Source organism: Paenarthrobacter sp. NPDC018779 (assembly GCF_044391085.1).
Taxonomy (GTDB): domain Bacteria; phylum Actinomycetota; class Actinomycetes; order Actinomycetales; family Micrococcaceae; genus Arthrobacter.
This window is the reverse complement of record NZ_JBIRZS010000008.1, coordinates 34580-50713: the sequence shown is the minus strand read 5'-3', so window position 1 is coordinate 50713 and position 16134 is coordinate 34580. Positions and strand designations below refer to the sequence as shown.

Here is a 16134-nt window from a genome sequence, read left to right as displayed (position 1 = left end):
GGCTCCAAAATGTACGTTCGCACAGCAAGGGCCGGAACCTCGCTGGCTAGTGTGGAAAAGCCAAGTGGCCCAGTGCACATCTGCCGGGGGCCTTTCCAAGAACACTAAGGACGGCGCCCATCCATGCACGCTGACCAACAACTTTCCAAGTCGCTGAAACCCCGTCACCTGTCCATGATCGCCATCGCCGGCGTCATCGGTGCAGGCCTCTTTGTGGGCTCCGGCGCCGCGATCCAGCAGGCAGGTCCGGGCATTCTGGTGGCGTACCTTGCCGCGGGCCTGGTGGTGATCCTTGTGATGCGCATGCTCGGCGAAATGGCTGCCGCCAACCCCGAGACCGGCTCCTTCTCCACCTATGCGGACAAGGCCCTGGGCCGCTGGGCCGGCTTCAGCATCGGTTGGCTCTATGCCTGGTTCTGGATCATCGTCCTCGGCATCGAGGCGACCGCCGGTGCGGCCATCATGCATCGCTGGGTTCCAGGCGTCGACCAGTGGGTGTGGGCCCTCGTCCTGATGGTCCTGCTGACATTGACCAACCTTGGCTCGGTGAAGTCGTATGGTGAGTTCGAGTTCTGGTTCGCGTCCATCAAGGTGGCAGCAATCGTGATCTTCCTCCTCGCCGGCATCGCCGCGATTCTCGGCCTGTTCCCGGGTGTTTCCGCCCCGGGAGTAACGAACCTGCTGGACCAGGGCGGCTTCATGCCGAACGGTCCGGGTGCGGTCCTGGCGGGAATCCTCGTGGTGGTGTTCTCCTTCTTCGGCGCCGAAATCGCGACCATTGCTGCCGGCGAATCAGCGAACCCCGTAGACGCGGTGAAGAAAGCCGTGAAGTCCACGGTATGGCGGATCCTCATCTTCTACATCGGGTCCATCGCGATCGTGGTTACCCTCCTGCCCTGGAACAGCGCTTCCGTGGCCAAGAGCCCGTACGTCGCCGTCATTGAGCTGTACGGCATCCCCGGCGCGGGCACCATCATGGACATCGTGGTCCTGACCTCGGTGCTCTCCTGCCTGAACTCGGGCCTCTACACGGCGAGCCGCATGCTGTTCTCCCTTTCGCAGCGCGGAGATGCACCCAAGTCCTGGACGAAGATCTCCAAGCGCGGCGTCCCGGCAGCAGCTGTCCTCGCATCAACGGTGGTCGGCTTCATCACCGTGGGCCTGAACTACATTGCGCCTGACACGGTGTTCCTCTTCCTGGTGAACACCTCCGGCGCAATCGCCCTGTTCGTCTGGCTGGTCATCGCCACATCCCAGCTGATCCTCCGCAGGCGCATGGGCGACGCCGCAAAGAGCCTCGAACTCAAGATGTGGTTCTTCCCGTACCTCACGTGGATCGCGATCGCCAGCATCGTGGCACTCATTGTGGGCATGGTGATCCTCGAATCCACTCGCGAATCGCTGTTCTTGTCGCTGGCCCTGGCTGCCGTCGTGGTCGGCATCGGCGTGTGGCGTTACCGCAAGGGCGGTCAGCCGAATCAGGCGACCCCCGCGGAAGCCAAGCCTGCAGAAGTAGGTTCCGGACCGGCGTCGTAAGCGTCTGTTCGCTGCGGGGCAGCTGCCGTCAACGTACGACGGCGGCTGCCCTGTTCGCGTTTAAGCCGCCTTCGGAGGGGCTACCAAAGGTACGCGACCGGTCTGGAGCCGTCGGATGCCGCGGAGGCCTACGCCGCTGTCACGGCTACTGAGCCAGGCCGATCACCAGATTGATGGTCACGGCCAGGACGACGGTTCCGAACAGGTACGAAAGCAGGCTGTGCTTCAACGCCTCGGCCCGGATCCGGTGGTTTTGAAGATTGGTGTCCGAAACCTGGTAGGTCATGCCCAGGCTGGTGGCAAGGTAGGCGAAATCGGTGTACTGGGGCGGCCGGTCCTGATTGAAACTGATGCCCCCAACGGCACCACCGGCCTCTGGCCCGGGGCTGTAGTACAACTCGGCGTAGCGAAGCGTGAACAGCGTCTGAACCAGCATCCACGAAAGTGCCACGCAGACCATCGCCAGCGCGGCGGAATTCAGCCTGGCAGAGGTATCGTCCGCGTGTGAATTGACGATGACAGCCGCAACGGCGGCGAGGCTCCCCAGGTTGGCGATGAGAATCAGCAGGTCCGTGACGCCGCGGGAGGGGTCTTCGGACGTCGCGTGTCGCTGGGTTCCCTCCGGGTCCAAGCGTGCAATCACCAGCCACACCCAGGCCACGTAGATGAACGCCGCCACAGCCCAAGCTACGGCAGGTGCATCCACCCAGTTGCCGGTGGAACCCGTGACAGCAGTGGCGATTCCTCCGGCGATCACCATCACCACAAAGCGCAGCCGGCTGCGCCTGACCCGCGGGGCGTTCATGCGGTCCACCCTAGCGCTGGCTGCCCTGGTGTTCCTGGTGATCCCTGGCGGCCCGCCGCTGGTCGGCTTGGAGAATGCCATCCCTGACGCCGGAGCGGACCACGAAATAAAGGAGGTAGAGGAAGATCGCGCCGAACACGGCAGTGAGGACAAGCGAGGTCAGTGCATCCATGGACCCACCCTAGCGGCCTACTGTCCGGCGATTTCCCGTAAGGCCTGGAGGTGGATGCCCCAGTCCTTGCGGCCGTTCGTGCTGAGTTTGAGGGAGGTCCGCGGCATTTTTCCCACGAAGCTCTTCTTGACTTCAACGAAGCCTGCCGCCTCGAGGATGGAGATCTGCTTGCTGAGGGTGGAGTCGTTGACCTGGACGGCTTCCTTGAGGTCCTTGAAATCGAGTGAATCGGCCGCAGCCAAACCTGCCACGATGGAGAAGCGGACCGGATGGTTGAGCGTGTCCGCCAGCCGGTGCCTTGGGTGTTCGGCCGTCACGACCTGGCCTCCCGCCAGGCGCAGGCGATGGTGGTCAGGAGGATGAGGGCGGAGCCGATGCATGTTCCCATGATGTTCTCCCCTTTGGACGTTGACGCGATGACAATCGCCACAGCGTAGCTGGCAGTCCACAATCCGATGTAGAGCCCCCAACGCCGTTTGAATCCGGCCTTCGTGGACCGGGCGAACGTAGTGAGGAAGACCATCAGGGTGATGATCCACACCATCATCCCCATCATGGCCACGAAGTAGGGCAGCCCGGTGGTCAGGCCCATGGCAAGCGTGCCCAGGGATGTCGATGCGCCGAAGGCAACCAGAAAGGCCGTGTGCGGCCAGCTCACGGATGCCGTGGCGGCGGAGCCTACGGCCTGTGCCCGGGCGAGGAGATCGCTGGCTTCTTCGGGCGTCGGATTGGAAGTCGGTGTGCTGGTCATGATGTTTCCCCAATGTTTGGTGTTGATGACTACAGCCTAGAAACTACTTTCCAATTTGGCAAGTAGTTTCCTCACCTTGACATGCAGGTGTCGGAATCCACAGAATGGCCAACTTCGTGCTAGTGTCTTTGACGCTGTTACGGAGAAAAAGGAAACCGGCTCTCCGAATCACCCTGCGCGGGTGGCGGAATGGCAGACGCGCTAGCTTGAGGTGCTAGTCCTCGAAAGGGGGTGGGGGTTCAAGTCCCCCTCCGCGCACACAGGAAACCCCTGGAAGGTCCATGATCTTCCAGGGGTTTTTTCGTCTGACTGCGCGGGTTCACCCGCCGGGGCGCGGAGCGAACATGATGACTCCAACGCCGACAATGCAGATAGTGGCGCCAATGATGTCCCAGCGATCCGGCCTGAAGCCGTCCATGAGCATCCCCCACGCGAGCGAGCCGGCGATGAACACTCCCCCGTAGGCGGCGAGCACCCGCCCGAAGTGCGCATCGGGTTGGAACGCTGCGAAGAATCCGTAGATGCCCAGCGCCACGACGCCGAGTCCTGCCCACCACCACGCCTTGCCCTCCCGGACGGCCTGCCAGATCAGCCAGGCGCCGCCAATCTCGGCGACTGCCGCGAGGATGAAGAGAATCGTCGACTTGAGGATGGTCATGGTCCAAGTATTCGCTGCGGCCGGGCGTTATCCACATACGAGCGATGGCTGGTTTCGGTGACGTACTCCGCCGAATAGCTTTGAGTGCAGGAGATGCACTAAGATATTGAAGTCTGTGCTGCGCCCTCCTTCCGAAACTTCGGCGGGGGAGCGATGCACAGCATCGCAAATGAACCTCCTGTTACGGAAATACCGTAACCGCTTAGCCCAAAGGAGGTGGGTTCACATATGCGTCCTTACGAATTGATGGTAATCATCGACCCCGAGGTCGAAGAGCGTACCGTAGAGCCGTCGCTTCAGAAGTTCCTGAACGTCATCACTACCGATGGTGGAACCATCGAAAAGGTTGACATCTGGGGCCGTCGCCGTCTGGCATACGACATCAAGAAGAAGTCCGAAGGTATCTACGCCGTGGTGAACTTCACCGCTGAGCCGGCTACCGCCAAGGAACTTGACCGCCAGCTGTCTCTCAACGAGACGATCATGCGTACCAAGATCATCCGCCCCGAAGACCAGAAGGTTGCTGCTGAGTAATCAGCCCCTTCAAATCTTTACCCCGCAGGAACGAACAAGGAGGCAGTAGATGGCAGGCGAAACCACTATTACGGTCATCGGTAATCTCACCAATGACCCCGAGCTGCGGTTCACCCCGTCTGGCTCAGCAGTAGCGAACTTCACCATCGCTTCTACTCCCCGGACCTTCGACCGCCAGTCCAATGAGTGGAAGGACGGGGAAACCCTGTTCCTCCGCGCATCGGTATGGCGCGAAGCTGCCGAGAACGTGGCCGAATCCCTCACAAAGGGTACGCGGGTCATCGTTTCCGGCCGTTTGAAGAGCCGTTCCTACGAAACCAAGGAAGGCGAGAAGCGCACCGTTATTGAGCTCGAGGTCGATGAAATCGGCCCGAGCCTGCGTTACGCGAATGCCAAAGTCAACCGTACCCAGCGCTCCGGCGGCGGGTTTGGTGCCGGTAACGGTAACCAGCAGGGTGGCTTCGGCGGCGGCAACGCCGGTGGCTTTGGAGGCGGCGCACCTGGTGGAAACCAGGGCGGCAACTCCGGTGGAAACTGGGGCAACAACCAGCCCGCACAGCAGGATGACCCTTGGGCCACGCCCGGTGTCAGCAACGCTGGCGGGTGGGGCAACGGCCCGGATTCCGAACCTCCCTTCTAAACACAAAAACACCACCATCCCGTGGATCAACATCCACGGGCTCCATAGAAAAGGAGCTCCACGATGGCTAAGGCTGAACTCCGTAAGCCCAAACCAAAGTCCAACCCCTTGAAGGCCGCTGACATCACTGTCATCGACTACAAGGACGTAGCATTGCTGCGCAAGTTCATCTCCGACCGCGGCAAGATCCGCGCTCGTCGCGTCACTGGCGTTACCGTTCAGGAACAGCGCAAGATCGCCCAGGCAATCAAGAACGCCCGCGAAGTTGCTCTGCTGCCTTACTCCGGCGCTGGCCGCGGCTAAGGGAAGGGATTAACTAACATGGCAAAGCTCATTCTGACCCACGAAGTAACCGGTCTCGGTGCTGCTGGCGACGTTGTCGAGGTCAAGAACGGTTACGCACGTAACTACCTCCTGCCCCGCGGCTTCGCTCTGACCTGGACCCGCGGTGGCGAGAAGCAGGTTGAGTCCATCAAGGCTGCACGTGCTGCCCGCGCCCACGCTTCGGTTGAAGCTGCACAGGCACAGGCCCAGGCTCTGTCCTCCAAGAAGGTCAAGCTCGAGGTGAAGGCCGGCGAGTCCGGTCGTCTCTTCGGCACGGTCAAGCCGGCTGATGTCGCTGCTGCTGTTGAGGCCGCTGGCCTCGGCGCCATCGACAAGCGCAACGTTGAACTGCCGAACCACATCAAGTCCGTGGGTTCGTACCAGGCAAACGTTCGCCTGCACGAGGATGTTTCTGCTGTCATCGACCTCGAGGTCGTTGCAAGCAAGTAGTCTCTGACTGCATCTGAAGGACCCCCGTTACCGGTTTTCCGGTGGCGGGGGTTTTTCATTTCCCTGGGAGCCACGCGGAGTCACTTGGGGCCCGTGTTCGGCGACTAATGGGCTGTAAGTGACTGCGTTGCTTTACGCAGGGCTGTGGATCTCCGTCATGGTGTGGTGGTACCCGCTGCGGATCAACTCGGACAGCACTCCCCGGTCCACATCGTCCAATTTGTTGATGTACAGGCAGGCCGTGCTGGTCTTGTGCTTGCCCAGTTCGGGAAGCAGCCGATCGGCGTCGGGTCCTTCAGTCAGCCCGTACAGGACCAAGTTGGCCTTTCTGGGCGAGAAGCCGACGGCCGGCGAATCCCCTTCGCGGCCGGTGGCGTATTTGTAGTGGTAGCTGCCGAAACCAACAATCGTAGGCCCGTACATGTACGCCTCTTCGCCGGTGATGGCGCCCATCATCTCCATCAGCTCCATCCCATCCGCGCGGCGGGTGGGATGCTCCACGGCTGCCAGGAATTCTTCCACGGGTACGTCCGTCGGCTGGGTCTTGTTTTCTGCCATGTGCGTAGTCTCCCAGACGCCGGAAAGTCATGCCAGAACCCAGTGATAGCCTGCACCGGTGAACAATGAATCCTTGCGAGTCCGCCCGTTCAACCAAGTGGACGTCTTCTCCGACCGGCCCTATTTCGGCAACCCGCTCGCCGTCGTGGTTGACGCCGAAGGGCTCAGCACTGAAACCATGCAGCATTACGCGAACTGGACCAATTTGTCCGAGACGACCTTCCTGTTGCCGCCGACGGACCCTCGCGCTGATTACCGTGTCCGCATTTTTACGGCCAGCGAGGAGTTCCCGTTTGCCGGGCATCCGACGCTGGGTTCGGCACATGCCTGGCTGCAGGCCGGGGGAGTGCCCAAGTCCCAGGGCGTAGTGGTTCAGGAATGTGGGGCGGGCCTGGTCCAGGTGAAGCACGACGGCGGGCAGCTGGCTTTCGCGGCGCCGCCGCTGACGCGCTTCGGTCCCGTCGAGCCGGAAATCCGTGGGCAGTTGGCGGCGGCGCTTCGGTTGCCCGACGAGGTTATCCTCGATGCTTCGTGGCTGGTCAACGGGCCGGAATGGATCGGCGTGCTCCTCGAATCGGCGGAGCAGGTGCTCGCCATCGAGCCGGATGTGGCGGCCATGGGTGACCTGAAGGTGGGCGTGATCGGTCCGCACACGGAAGGTTCAGCAACGGATTTTGAGGTCCGCACGTTCATTCCGGGTGACGCCATGGTGGAAGATCCCGTGACCGGCAGCTTCAACGCCGGTGCGGCACAGTGGCTTATTGGTTCTGGCCGCGCGCCGCAGGAGTACGTTGCCGCGCAGGGGACGGTCCTGGGCCGGGCAGGGCGCATCCATGTGACAGCCCAGGACGGGGAGATCTGGGTGGGCGGGGCTTCGGTCACGTGCATCGAGGGAACAGTGCTGCTGTAGGGCGCGTCAGGGGGCCGTGGGCATCTCGGCGTGTGCCCTGGCTTCACCGTGGTCCGCTGCCGTGAAACACTCATGGAACTGGACAAAATGATGAGGGCAGGTAATCCTTTCATCGCTCACTCCACGCCATGTGATTGACGCGCAGCGCTGACGGATTGATCCCCGTTGGATGCATATAGAGGAGAAATATGGATTCCGCACGGACCTTTGAATCGATCGTCATCATTTTCAACCCGAACAGCACGGGAAACGCGCCGGATCTGGCGGAGGAACTGCAGGGAAAGCTCAAGGAACGGCTCCGTTATGAGGCGAACATCGTTCTTCGCCCTACCGAGCACGCCGGCCACGCGGTGGAACTTGCCCGTGAGGCGGCAGCCGGGGGAGGGGACGTCCTGGTGGTGTCCGTGAGCGGCGATGGTGGCTACAACGAGGTGGTCAACGGGGTGATGCAGGCAGAGAATCCCAAGGCAGTGTGCGCCGTCATGGCAGCGGGCAACGCGAACGACCACCGCCGCACCGTCGGAACCAAGCCGTTGGATGAGGCCATCGCCGAGGGCCACGTCAAGAACATCGATCTGCTGCGGATTCATACCGGAGAGGACGGCCCGGCCGAATTCGCACACTCGTATATTGGATTCGGCCTCACACCCGTGGTTGCCACGGAGCTGGAAAAGGGCAGCAAGGGCGCTCTCACCGAGATGCTGTCCGTGGTCAAGACCTTCTCTGAGTTCGAGCCTTTCGAGATGCGGCTGCCCGACGGAAAGCAGCACAAAGTAGACAGCCTGGTTTTCGCCAACATTCCCGAAATGGCCAAGTACGCCACTCTGAGCGAGGCAGAGGCCGTTCCCGCCGACGGCAAGTTCGAGGTGGTTCTTTTCCCCCACATGCCCAAGTGGCGCGTGGTCCTGAATGCTTTGCGCGCCACGACGCAGGGCCTGGGCGACCAGCCGAGCGTCAGCAGCTACGAATTCACCACCCTCAAGCCGCTGCCATTCCAGATGGATGGAGAGGTCAAGCACGTCGAAGCAGGAGCCACCATCAAGGTGGAAAGCGCTCACGAGGCCTTGCCCACCATCGCTTGAGTTCAGCCGGTGCCGCAGGCCGCGCCGACGAAGTCGTAGATCCGTCCCCGAAGCTCCGTTGAGGCCGGCACCTTCAGCAGGCCCTTCCTGTCCCCCACGGCTACCCTCAGGGGCAGCAGGGTTCCTACTTTATCCTCGGCGACCGCGTGCGGATCACAGCGCGCAGGCCTGATCCGCAACGGCACCAGTTGTGGTGCGCTGTTGGTGGCGACTGTGACGTTGCGGGGCCAGGGATCGGTTGGCACTTCGGCCAGCAGCGTGGTCCCGTCGATCGACTCGATGGTGAGGCTTGGAGCGGTGCCATTGGACGTGCCCAGCGGGGTGATGACAAGGCGTACGACGGCGGTAGCCCCGTCCGGAGCCACCTCCAGGCCGGGGCCCAAGACGATGGTCGCTATCGCGGCCGCCTCCGCTGAAAGGCAGAGCTCGTCAGAATTCCGCGGGAGGACGTTGAAAGGGTCGCTCGCGTCCGTGCTGGTTGTCTTTGGTTCCCGCTCCGGGTCCGTGTAGTGAATGGTGGCTGTGACGGGTGCATTGGATGCAGTTGAGCAGGCGGCTGCCGGAAGGGTGGCGGGGAGGCTCTTGGGTTGCTTCGGTGGCAATTCCAAGGTGCCGCCCTCCGGGCGCCAAGTGATGTCGCCTCGGAACAAGTTCGAACGCAGCACAGCATCACTGACAGTGAGGTTTGCCTCCGTGTTGTTGGTGAGTTGGATGAGGATTGCTTGCTTGCCGTACTGGTCCCGCGACTGGTTGACCTCCACGGAGATGGGCTGTTCCACGGGCGAGCTGGCGGGACCAGGGGTGGGTTCCTGGCCGGCGGATTCACAGGCCGGCAGGAAGCAAACGGCCGCCAAGGCAACCACGAACCGCCACGATCGGCTCACCATCCCAAAAGTCTAGGACCGCGCGAACGCCTGGAACATTCCCCGTTGTCCTACCCTTCCCGTAGAGTCACGCCTACGCGCAACGAATCACGGACGAAAGGCGAACCCATGTCCTTCCAGGCTTATCTCGACGCGATCGAGGACAAGACCGGCCTCACACCGCGCCAACTTGTGGAGATTGCGGAGGGCAAAGGATTCAACGATCCGGCGGTCAAGGCCGGAACCATTCTTGAGTGGCTGAAGGCGGACTACGACCTTGGGCGGGGCCATGGCATGGCTCTTGTCCATGTCATCAAGAAGGGCCCCCAGATCGACAGCAAACACGTGGGGACCGACGGTGTGCACCGCGACGAGTCGGAGATGCTGTGGTTGGACGGCAAAGCCAGCAAACCTGCCGCTCCATAGTGGATCAGTGGCGGCTTAGGAAACTGGATCTCGCCATCGTTGTGGTGCTCATTGTGCTGCTTGCCCTTTCAGCTACTCCGTGGCCGTCGGCGATGGTGATTCGCAGTGTTTTTGAACGGGGCGCCAAGGACACTGTTGATGAGATGCTTCCCTACGTTCCGGATACGCCACTGCAGACAAACCAGGGAGTGGAGTACAAGCCCGGCCTCTCGTTCGACACCTTCAGTCCGCAAGGCACCACGGAAGCGCTCCCTGCCATCGTGTGGATCCACGGTGGTGCCTGGATTTCAGGTGCACAGTCCAACGTTGAGCCATACCTCAGGATCCTTGCTGCTGAGGGCTACACAACCATCGGTGTGGGTTACACGATCGCGCCCGAGGCGACGTACCCCACGGCTGTCCGGGAACTCAACGATGCCTTGGCCTATATCAAGGCCCACGCCGCCGAGCTGAGGGTGGATCCTGGCAGGATCGTCCTCGCGGGTGACTCTGCGGGGGCGCAACTCGCCAGCCAGATGGCCACGTTGACGGTAAATCCGGCCTATGCAAACCTCCTGGGAATCGAGCCGGCGCTGCGCAAGGAAGATCTTGCCGCCACCATCCTGCATTGCGGGGTCTATGACCTCCGCGCCATGGCTGATCTGAATGGTCTGGTCGCTTGGGGGTTCAAGACCTCCCTGTGGGCCTACACGGGCACCAAGGACTGGTCCTCCACTTATGCCGGCGGAACCATGTCCACCCTTGAGTTCGTCACCAATGACTTACCTCCTACATTCATCAGCGGAGGCAACGGGGATGGCCTGACGTGGCTGCAGTCCGTTCCCTACAGCAACCGCCTGAAGGCCGCCGGCGTTCCGGTGACTGAGCTCTTCTGGCCCGCTGACCATCAACCCGAGTTGCCGCACGAGTACCAGTTCCACTTGAATTTCGCCGAGGCACGCGAAGCCAGGCAGCGCACGCTCGACTTCCTGGAGACCCACGTCGCACGGAAATGACCGCTCCCAGTAAAATTTATCTCCATCATGGAACTATTATTGGACCATGACTGCCACTAAAGCGTCGACCAGCCGTGCCCCGCTGCTCGCATGGATCTCCATTCTTTGCGCCTCGGCGCTGATCGTCGTCCCGGCTGCCATGCTGCTCGGCAACCCGGCCGTCCTGCGCGGCCACCCGGCGCTTACGGCACTGTTACTGGCCGCCGCTATTGGAGGCCTCCTGTGGGGTTTCCTGCTGTGGCGGGGCCGTGGGTCGCGGCCCAAGCGCTCCACGCTGCGGTCCATTGGCGCGTGGGCGGGCCGATTGCTTGCGTTGTCTGCCGTGGCGGCACTTGCCTGGCTGAACCCCTTTGCGTATCAGCCTGCTGGTCCCCAGCCTGCGCGGAACCTTACGACCATCGAGTCTCCGACGGACATTGCCATGGCTCCAGCGAACTCCACCCCAAGCAAAGGCCTGGTCTTCTACCCGGGAGCCCGCGTCGAGGCCAAGGCGTATGTAGATGTCCTTGGCCCCGTAGCCAACGCAGTTTATCTGGTGGTCATCCTCAAGGAACCCCTTGGGCTCAGCCTCCTCGACGGCAGCCAGGCGCGAGCAGCCATGGCCGCCCACCCTGAAGTCCAGTCGTGGGCTGTGGGTGGCCATTCCCTGGGCGGGGTGAGCGCAAGTTCCTTCGCTTCGGACAACTCCGACGTGAATGGACTCGTCCTTTTCGCGTCCTATCCGCTGGACTCGCTGCGAAACCGGGCGGATTTGTCGGTCTTGTCGGTTTCCGGGTCCGCGGACGGCCTGAGCACGCCGGCCAAGATTGACCTATCCCGTGAATTGCTTCCGCTGGACACCACCTTCGTCACCGTCCAGGGCGGCAATCACGCCTACTTCGGCAGCTACGGTGCCCAGCCAGGCGATGGGGGGGCTTCCATCGATCGCACCGCAGCCCAGGAGCAGATTTAGACGGCGACCGTCACCTACATGGGTCAACTCGCCGGAGGCTAGGCGCCGGGAATACATTCCCTCACCGCCCCGTTCATCCATTTAGATGCATATGCATGTATGCTGGGATAGATCGAGCAACAGGAGAATGCCATGGAAACCCGCCGCATCACCGTCCTTTCCGCCGGGCTCGGCGTGCCGTCGTCGAGCCGCCTGCTGGCCGATCAACTGGCCGCCTCAGCCGAGCGGCAGTTGCGGTCGGCCGGCTATGAGGTGAGGATCGACGTCGTCGAACTGCGCGACCTCGCGGTGGACATCGCCAACAACTTCGTCACCGGCTATGCCGCGCCCCGGCTCGCCGAGGTGATTGCCGGCGTCGAGAACTCGGACGGCATCATCGCCGTCAGTCCGGTCTTCAGTGCCTCGTACAGCGGCCTGTTCAAGTCCTTCATCGACGTCCTGGACCCCAAATCCCTGGACGGCAAGGCTGTGCTGCTGGGCGCCACCGGTGGCACCGACCGTCACCAGATGGTTCTGGACCACGCCATGCGCCCGCTCTTCAGCTACCTGCGCACCAGGATGACTGCCACCGGCGTCTTCGCCGGACCCCAGGACTGGGGAACAGACGACGGCGGTTCGCCCCTTTCGGTGCGGGTGGGCAGGGCCGCCGGTGAACTCGTGCAACTGCTGAGCGGCCCCCAGCCGGGGCATAAGGCACCGGTTCTGGAGTCGTTGCCGTTCGAGCAGTTGCTCGCGGGCATTTCGGCGGGTCACTAGGGCGAACCATTTGGGCTCCCGGGTCGTTGAGGCAGGCATGAAGTGTCCTGTTGATTTTGTTGACCTGGTGATGAGCGAACGCAGCGGCGTGGAGATCGACTACTGCCCCACATGCCGGGGAGTGTGGCTGGATCGCGGCGAATTGGACAAGATCATTGATCGTGTCAACGGTGAAACCGGATCGCTGCCGCCGCGGTCGGCTGCAGCGCCCGCCCAACCTCCCATCGCGCCGCCTCCCATCTACAACCCCTTTGAGTCACGGCCCCGGTATGACGATCGGGAACGACGTGACTACGACAGGCGCGATGACGACAGGCGCTATGGATCCAACCGCGACCAGCACGGGCGGAAGCGCAAGAAAAAGGAAGGGTTCCTGGGCGATCTCTTCGACTTCTAGTCGTCCAGGAGTTCAATGAACTCCCGGGCCTGCTTGATGGTGATGTCCGAGTGGCGGGTCAGCGCCAACGCTGCGCCTTCCACATCGCCGCTCTTGGCCAGAGTGCGGATGCGTCCGTAGATTTCGTCGTTGAGCATGTTGCTGCTGACCTCGCGGGTCACATCGCCTTTGCTGACGATTGCGCGGTACCTGTAGGGGAAGCGTTCCGGTTCATCGTCGTCGTCCGCCAGCAGGTCCTTTGCGGGTGCCTCCGGACGGAACGGCTGGGGGTGCGCGGCCAGGGCGCCCACGGCGTCCCGCGATGCCCGGAGGCCTTCGCCCGTGGCCTGCAGGTAAAGCTTGATGGCGGCCATACCCTGGCCTTGCGCGATCAGTGAGTACAGGCGGCGGTGCTGCTCTTCATTCAGCTTTGCTGCCGACTCCCTGGCAAGCTGTACCGGATCCTTGGGTGCCTTGGCGGCAGTCGTGTTGCCCTTGTTCTCGGCAGAACGCTTGGTGAAAGAGCGAATCAGGAGCAGTACGCCCACGATGACCAGGATGAGGATCACGAGGGGGATAAGGAGCGAATCCATGGCGTTTTGTCAGAGCCGATCTACGTAGTTCTTGGCGGTCATGAGGTCTGAGTGGGTCGCTTGTCGCAGCACCTTGATGGCTTGGATCTTTTGCCCGCTGCGGACCAGGTTTTGGATTTCGAAGGCCAACTGCGGGTTCAGCTGGCCGTTGGGAAGGACAGCAGCCTGGCTGCGGTTGGCGGGGCTGCCCGCTCCGTGCTGGGTGGTCTGTGCCCGGTTCTGGCTCGGTTGCGTGGAGGCTTCGATCCGCGCCCGCGACGCTAGTGCCGCCTGGACTTGGGACGCCTGGTGCGCGGCCGAGCGGGCCGCCAGCTCGCGTTGGTACCGCTCGGCGTCGGAGATGCCTGTGTCGCGGGGTCTGAGGGCTGCCGAGACGGCCCAGAGGAGACCGACCAGGACTACCAAAGGAAGGGCTGTCAGCAGCAGGTCGCCAAGGTTATTCCCCATGCCTAGAGCTTATGCCAGATCGCTGGTTATCCACAGCACATTCCGCACTTGGCATAGGCTTCCGAGAGGAAAGTGTCAAATTAAGGTGGGCCATGTAAGGCGCATCACATTTGAGGTATGTTTTTCGCCGTATTGCACCCTGTGGGGGCGGGCTAGGGCTGGGCGGCTGTGGATGGTTATCCACTAAAAGTTTCTTTCTTCCACAGCTTGTGATGAGTGTTTTCGCAGGTCAGATGCCATTTACTGCGAAAAGAATTTCTCTATCCACAGGGTAACGCACAGACTGTGCACAACGAGCGCGGCTTATTCCACAGGTTATCCACAACCACGCTGGATAACCGGCTTTGTGCTTACGCGGAGCACCGCTAACGTGGCTGGGGTACCTCTTTCAGGATGGAATCGGTCCTCCCGGCAGCCCCCAGGCAGCGGCGCGCAAAACCGCTTGGGGATACTTCTGTGGATAAGTTGTGGAATTGCTGTGGGCCAAAAATGTCGGCCCCAGCCGATACAACAGGAGCACTCGGCTGGTCCGCAAGGCTCGGGCAAAACCATCCCAGGTCCACTTGCGCTTTACGCACCACTGAGGGACCCACATCTCTACAGCGGTACACATATGGAGGACGGCTTTGTCAGTAACGCATTTGGACTCAATCGAGGGCTCCCGCTCTTCCGAAGCGAGCCGCAAACCTCCCCAGGACATCGCAGCCGAACAGTCTGTTCTTGGCGGCATGATGCTGTCCAAGGATGCCATCGCCGATGTGGTGGAAATCGTTCGGGGGCACGACTTCTACCGTCCTGCACACGAGACCATCTATGAGTCGATCATCGACCTTTACGGCCGCGGCGAGCCTGCCGACGCCGTCACTGTCTCGGATGAGTTGACCAAGCGTGGCGAGATCAACCGGATCGGTGGTCCCGCCTACCTGCACGAGCTCATCCAAACGGTCCCCACCGCCGCCAACGCCGGGTACTACGCCGAAATTGTGGCCGAGCGCGCTGTGCTGCGCCGCTTGGTCAACGCCGGCACCAAGATCGTGCAGATGGGCTACGGCCAGGACGGCGAGGTTGAGGACCTGGTCAACCAGGCCCAGGCCGAGGTCTACGCCGTTGCCGAAAAGCGTACGGCTGAAGACTACGTGGCTTTGAAGGACGTTCTGGAGTCCACGGTGGACGAGATTGAGGCGTCCGGGCACCGCGGCGAAGGCATGGTGGGCGTACCCACTGGTTTCTACGAGCTCGACGAACTCACCCACGGCCTCCACCCTGGCCAGATGATCGTTATCGCGGCACGTCCGGCCGTTGGTAAGTCCACCTTCGCTTTGGACTTCGCCCGCTCGGCCGCAATCAAGAACAACATGGCCACAGTCATGTTCTCCTTGGAAATGGGCCGGAACGAGATCGCCATGCGTCTCCTGTCTGCCGAAGCCACCATCAGCCTCCAGGATCTCCGCAAGGGAACCATCAAGGACGAGCAGTGGTCCAAGATCGCCACCACCATGGGCCGCATGAACGACGCCCCGCTGTTCATTGACGACAGCCCCAACATGTCTCTCATGGAGATCCGCGCCAAGTGCCGCCGGCTCAAGCAGCAGCACGACCTTAAGCTGGTTGTCCTTGACTACCTGCAGCTCATGAGCTCGGGCAAGAAAGTGGAGTCCCGGCAGCAGGAAGTCTCGGAGTTCTCCCGTGCGCTCAAGCTGCTGGCCAAGGAACTCCAGGTGCCGGTCATTGCACTGTCGCAGCTGAACCGTGGCTCCGAGCAACGCCAGGACAAGCGGCCCATGGTGTCCGACCTCCGTGAATCCGGCTCGATCGAGCAGGACGCAGACATGGTCATCCTGCTGCATCGCGAGGACGTCTATGACAAGGAGTCTCCCCGTGCTGGTGAAGCGGACATCCTTATCGCCAAGCACCGTAACGGTCCCACCAAGGACATCGTCGTAGCGTTCCAGGGCCACTACTCACGCTTCGCCAACATGGCCGGCGATTCGGGCGGTGGAGGCGGGTTCTAAGGCGCGGAGAGCCGCACAGATGGCAACGGCCCGAAATACCGTCCCCGCCCAGAGGGGCGCCCATGTCTTCGTCGACGAATCCAAATCGAAGGCGTATTACGTTGCCGCGACCGTGGTTGCCCCGGCAGACCTTGGGTCGGCGCGACGCGCGATTAGCGCCTTGCGGCGCCCCGGCCAGCGTCGTGTTCATTTCAAGAGCGAAAGCGATGCGTCACGGAATGCGTTCCTGAGCGGCGCTGCCGATGCCGGCCTGTCAACGTACCTGTACGTTGCTCGAGGTGTGCCGGATAAATT

General features: G+C 62.0%; 22 protein-coding genes and 1 tRNA gene. 14 read left to right on the top strand and 9 right to left on the bottom strand.

What is annotated here, in order from left to right:
- Positions 1–123 precede the first annotated feature (123 nt).
- Positions 124–1536 carry an amino acid permease gene (locus tag ACH488_RS10955; protein WP_397324167.1) on the top strand — a complete coding sequence of 471 codons (1413 nt, stop codon included), beginning with the start codon at positions 124–126 and terminating at the stop codon, positions 1534–1536.
- A gap of 145 nt (positions 1537–1681) precedes the next feature.
- Here ACH488_RS10955 and ACH488_RS10950 read toward each other — a convergent pair whose 3' ends face one another.
- The 4 genes from ACH488_RS10950 to ACH488_RS10935 are packed head-to-tail and all read right to left on the bottom strand — an operon-like array spanning position 1682 to position 3264.
- Entirely contained in the window at positions 1682–2341 is a 660-nt protein-coding gene (locus tag ACH488_RS10950; RefSeq protein ID WP_397324166.1) for a DUF1345 domain-containing protein, read from the bottom strand.
- A gap of 10 nt (positions 2342–2351) precedes the next feature.
- Entirely contained in the window at positions 2352–2513 is a 162-nt protein-coding gene (locus tag ACH488_RS10945) for a hypothetical protein (protein ID WP_397324164.1), read from the bottom strand.
- A gap of 17 nt (positions 2514–2530) precedes the next feature.
- Positions 2531–2830: a winged helix-turn-helix domain-containing protein gene (locus tag ACH488_RS10940; protein ID WP_397324162.1), complete on the bottom strand. Its 300-nt coding sequence runs from the start codon at positions 2828–2830 to the stop codon at positions 2531–2533.
- Entirely contained in the window at positions 2827–3264 is a 438-nt protein-coding gene (locus ACH488_RS10935; protein ID WP_397324160.1) for a chemotaxis protein CheY, read from the bottom strand. Before ACH488_RS10935 ends, ACH488_RS10940 begins: the two co-directional genes overlap by 4 nt.
- A 175-nt stretch (positions 3265–3439) precedes the next feature.
- On the opposite strand from ACH488_RS10935, the gene ACH488_RS10930 reads away from it, so the two are divergent.
- Positions 3440–3522: transfer RNA gene (locus tag ACH488_RS10930), tRNA-Leu, on the top strand.
- 61 nt (positions 3523–3583) lie between these two features.
- Here the strand turns inward: ACH488_RS10930 and ACH488_RS10925 are convergent.
- Entirely contained in the window at positions 3584–3922 is a 339-nt protein-coding gene (locus ACH488_RS10925; RefSeq protein ID WP_397324158.1) for a YnfA family protein, read from the bottom strand.
- A gap of 228 nt (positions 3923–4150) precedes the next feature.
- On the opposite strand from ACH488_RS10925, the gene rpsF reads away from it, so the two are divergent.
- From rpsF to rplI, 4 genes are all read left to right on the top strand, one after another.
- Positions 4151–4456, top strand: a complete 306-nt coding sequence (gene rpsF / locus ACH488_RS10920; protein ID WP_397324157.1) for a 30S ribosomal protein S6 — start codon at positions 4151–4153, stop codon at positions 4454–4456.
- 49 nt (positions 4457–4505) lie between these two features.
- Positions 4506–5096, top strand: a complete 591-nt coding sequence (locus ACH488_RS10915) for a single-stranded DNA-binding protein (protein WP_397324155.1) — start codon at positions 4506–4508, stop codon at positions 5094–5096.
- A gap of 63 nt (positions 5097–5159) precedes the next feature.
- The gene (gene rpsR / locus ACH488_RS10910) at positions 5160–5399 is read left to right on the top strand and encodes a 30S ribosomal protein S18 (RefSeq protein ID WP_003800144.1); all 240 of its coding nucleotides are present in this window, start codon (positions 5160–5162) and stop codon (positions 5397–5399) included.
- Positions 5400–5417: 18 nt separating this feature from the next.
- Entirely contained in the window at positions 5418–5870 is a 453-nt protein-coding gene (gene rplI, locus ACH488_RS10905; protein ID WP_347109016.1) for a 50S ribosomal protein L9, read from the top strand.
- Between the two features lie 132 nt (positions 5871–6002).
- On the opposite strand, the gene ACH488_RS10900 is transcribed toward rplI, so the two are convergent.
- Complete coding sequence (locus ACH488_RS10900; RefSeq protein WP_397324153.1) at positions 6003–6428, bottom strand: DUF1801 domain-containing protein; 426 nt, start codon at positions 6426–6428, stop codon at positions 6003–6005.
- A gap of 58 nt (positions 6429–6486) precedes the next feature.
- Between ACH488_RS10900 and ACH488_RS10895 the strand changes: the two genes are divergently transcribed.
- Together ACH488_RS10895 and ACH488_RS10890 are read left to right on the top strand one after the other, a co-directional pair.
- The gene (locus ACH488_RS10895; protein WP_397324151.1) at positions 6487–7338 is read left to right on the top strand and encodes a PhzF family phenazine biosynthesis protein; all 852 of its coding nucleotides are present in this window, start codon (positions 6487–6489) and stop codon (positions 7336–7338) included.
- 188 nt (positions 7339–7526) lie between these two features.
- Positions 7527–8420 (top strand): diacylglycerol/lipid kinase family protein, encoded by an 894-nt coding sequence (locus tag ACH488_RS10890; RefSeq protein ID WP_397324150.1) that lies wholly within the window; start codon positions 7527–7529, stop codon positions 8418–8420.
- Positions 8421–8422: 2 nt separating this feature from the next.
- Here the strand turns inward: ACH488_RS10890 and ACH488_RS10885 are convergent, their stop codons facing one another.
- On the bottom strand, positions 8423–9307 hold the full coding sequence (locus ACH488_RS10885) for a hypothetical protein (protein ID WP_397324149.1): 885 nt from the start codon (positions 9305–9307) through the stop codon (positions 8423–8425).
- A 105-nt stretch (positions 9308–9412) separates the two neighbouring features.
- Here ACH488_RS10885 and ACH488_RS10880 point away from each other — a divergent pair, with 105 nt between their 5' ends.
- The 5 genes from ACH488_RS10880 to ACH488_RS10860 all read left to right on the top strand — a co-directional run bounded on the left by ACH488_RS10880 (position 9413) and on the right by ACH488_RS10860 (position 12809).
- Positions 9413–9709, top strand: coding sequence for a DUF4287 domain-containing protein (locus ACH488_RS10880; protein WP_397324147.1), 297 nt, complete (start codon positions 9413–9415; stop codon positions 9707–9709).
- Positions 9670–10704, top strand: coding sequence for an alpha/beta hydrolase (locus ACH488_RS10875; protein ID WP_397324146.1), 1035 nt, complete (start codon positions 9670–9672; stop codon positions 10702–10704). The genes ACH488_RS10880 and ACH488_RS10875 overlap by 40 nt, the downstream gene beginning before the upstream one ends.
- Positions 10705–10750: 46 nt before the next feature.
- On the top strand, positions 10751–11656 hold the full coding sequence (locus ACH488_RS10870) for an alpha/beta hydrolase (protein ID WP_397324144.1): 906 nt from the start codon (positions 10751–10753) through the stop codon (positions 11654–11656).
- Between the two features lie 132 nt (positions 11657–11788).
- On the top strand, positions 11789–12412 hold the full coding sequence (locus tag ACH488_RS10865) for an FMN reductase (RefSeq protein WP_397324143.1): 624 nt from the start codon (positions 11789–11791) through the stop codon (positions 12410–12412).
- Positions 12413–12449: 37 nt separating this feature from the next.
- The gene (locus ACH488_RS10860) at positions 12450–12809 is read left to right on the top strand and encodes a zf-TFIIB domain-containing protein (RefSeq protein WP_397324142.1); all 360 of its coding nucleotides are present in this window, start codon (positions 12450–12452) and stop codon (positions 12807–12809) included.
- Here the strand turns inward: ACH488_RS10860 and ACH488_RS10855 are convergent.
- Both ACH488_RS10855 and ACH488_RS10850 read right to left on the bottom strand, forming a co-directional pair.
- Positions 12806–13381: a hypothetical protein gene (locus ACH488_RS10855; RefSeq protein ID WP_397324140.1), complete on the bottom strand. Its 576-nt coding sequence runs from the start codon at positions 13379–13381 to the stop codon at positions 12806–12808. The two genes, ACH488_RS10860 and ACH488_RS10855, sit on opposite strands and share 4 nt — an antisense overlap.
- Positions 13382–13390: 9 nt before the next feature.
- Positions 13391–13828, bottom strand: a complete 438-nt coding sequence (locus ACH488_RS10850) for a hypothetical protein (protein WP_397324138.1) — start codon at positions 13826–13828, stop codon at positions 13391–13393.
- Between the two features lie 626 nt (positions 13829–14454).
- Between ACH488_RS10850 and dnaB the strand changes: the two genes are divergently transcribed.
- Positions 14455–15840, top strand: a complete 1386-nt coding sequence (gene dnaB, locus ACH488_RS10845; protein ID WP_397324136.1) for a replicative DNA helicase — start codon at positions 14455–14457, stop codon at positions 15838–15840.
- The last annotated feature ends 294 nt before the right edge of the window (positions 15841–16134 follow it).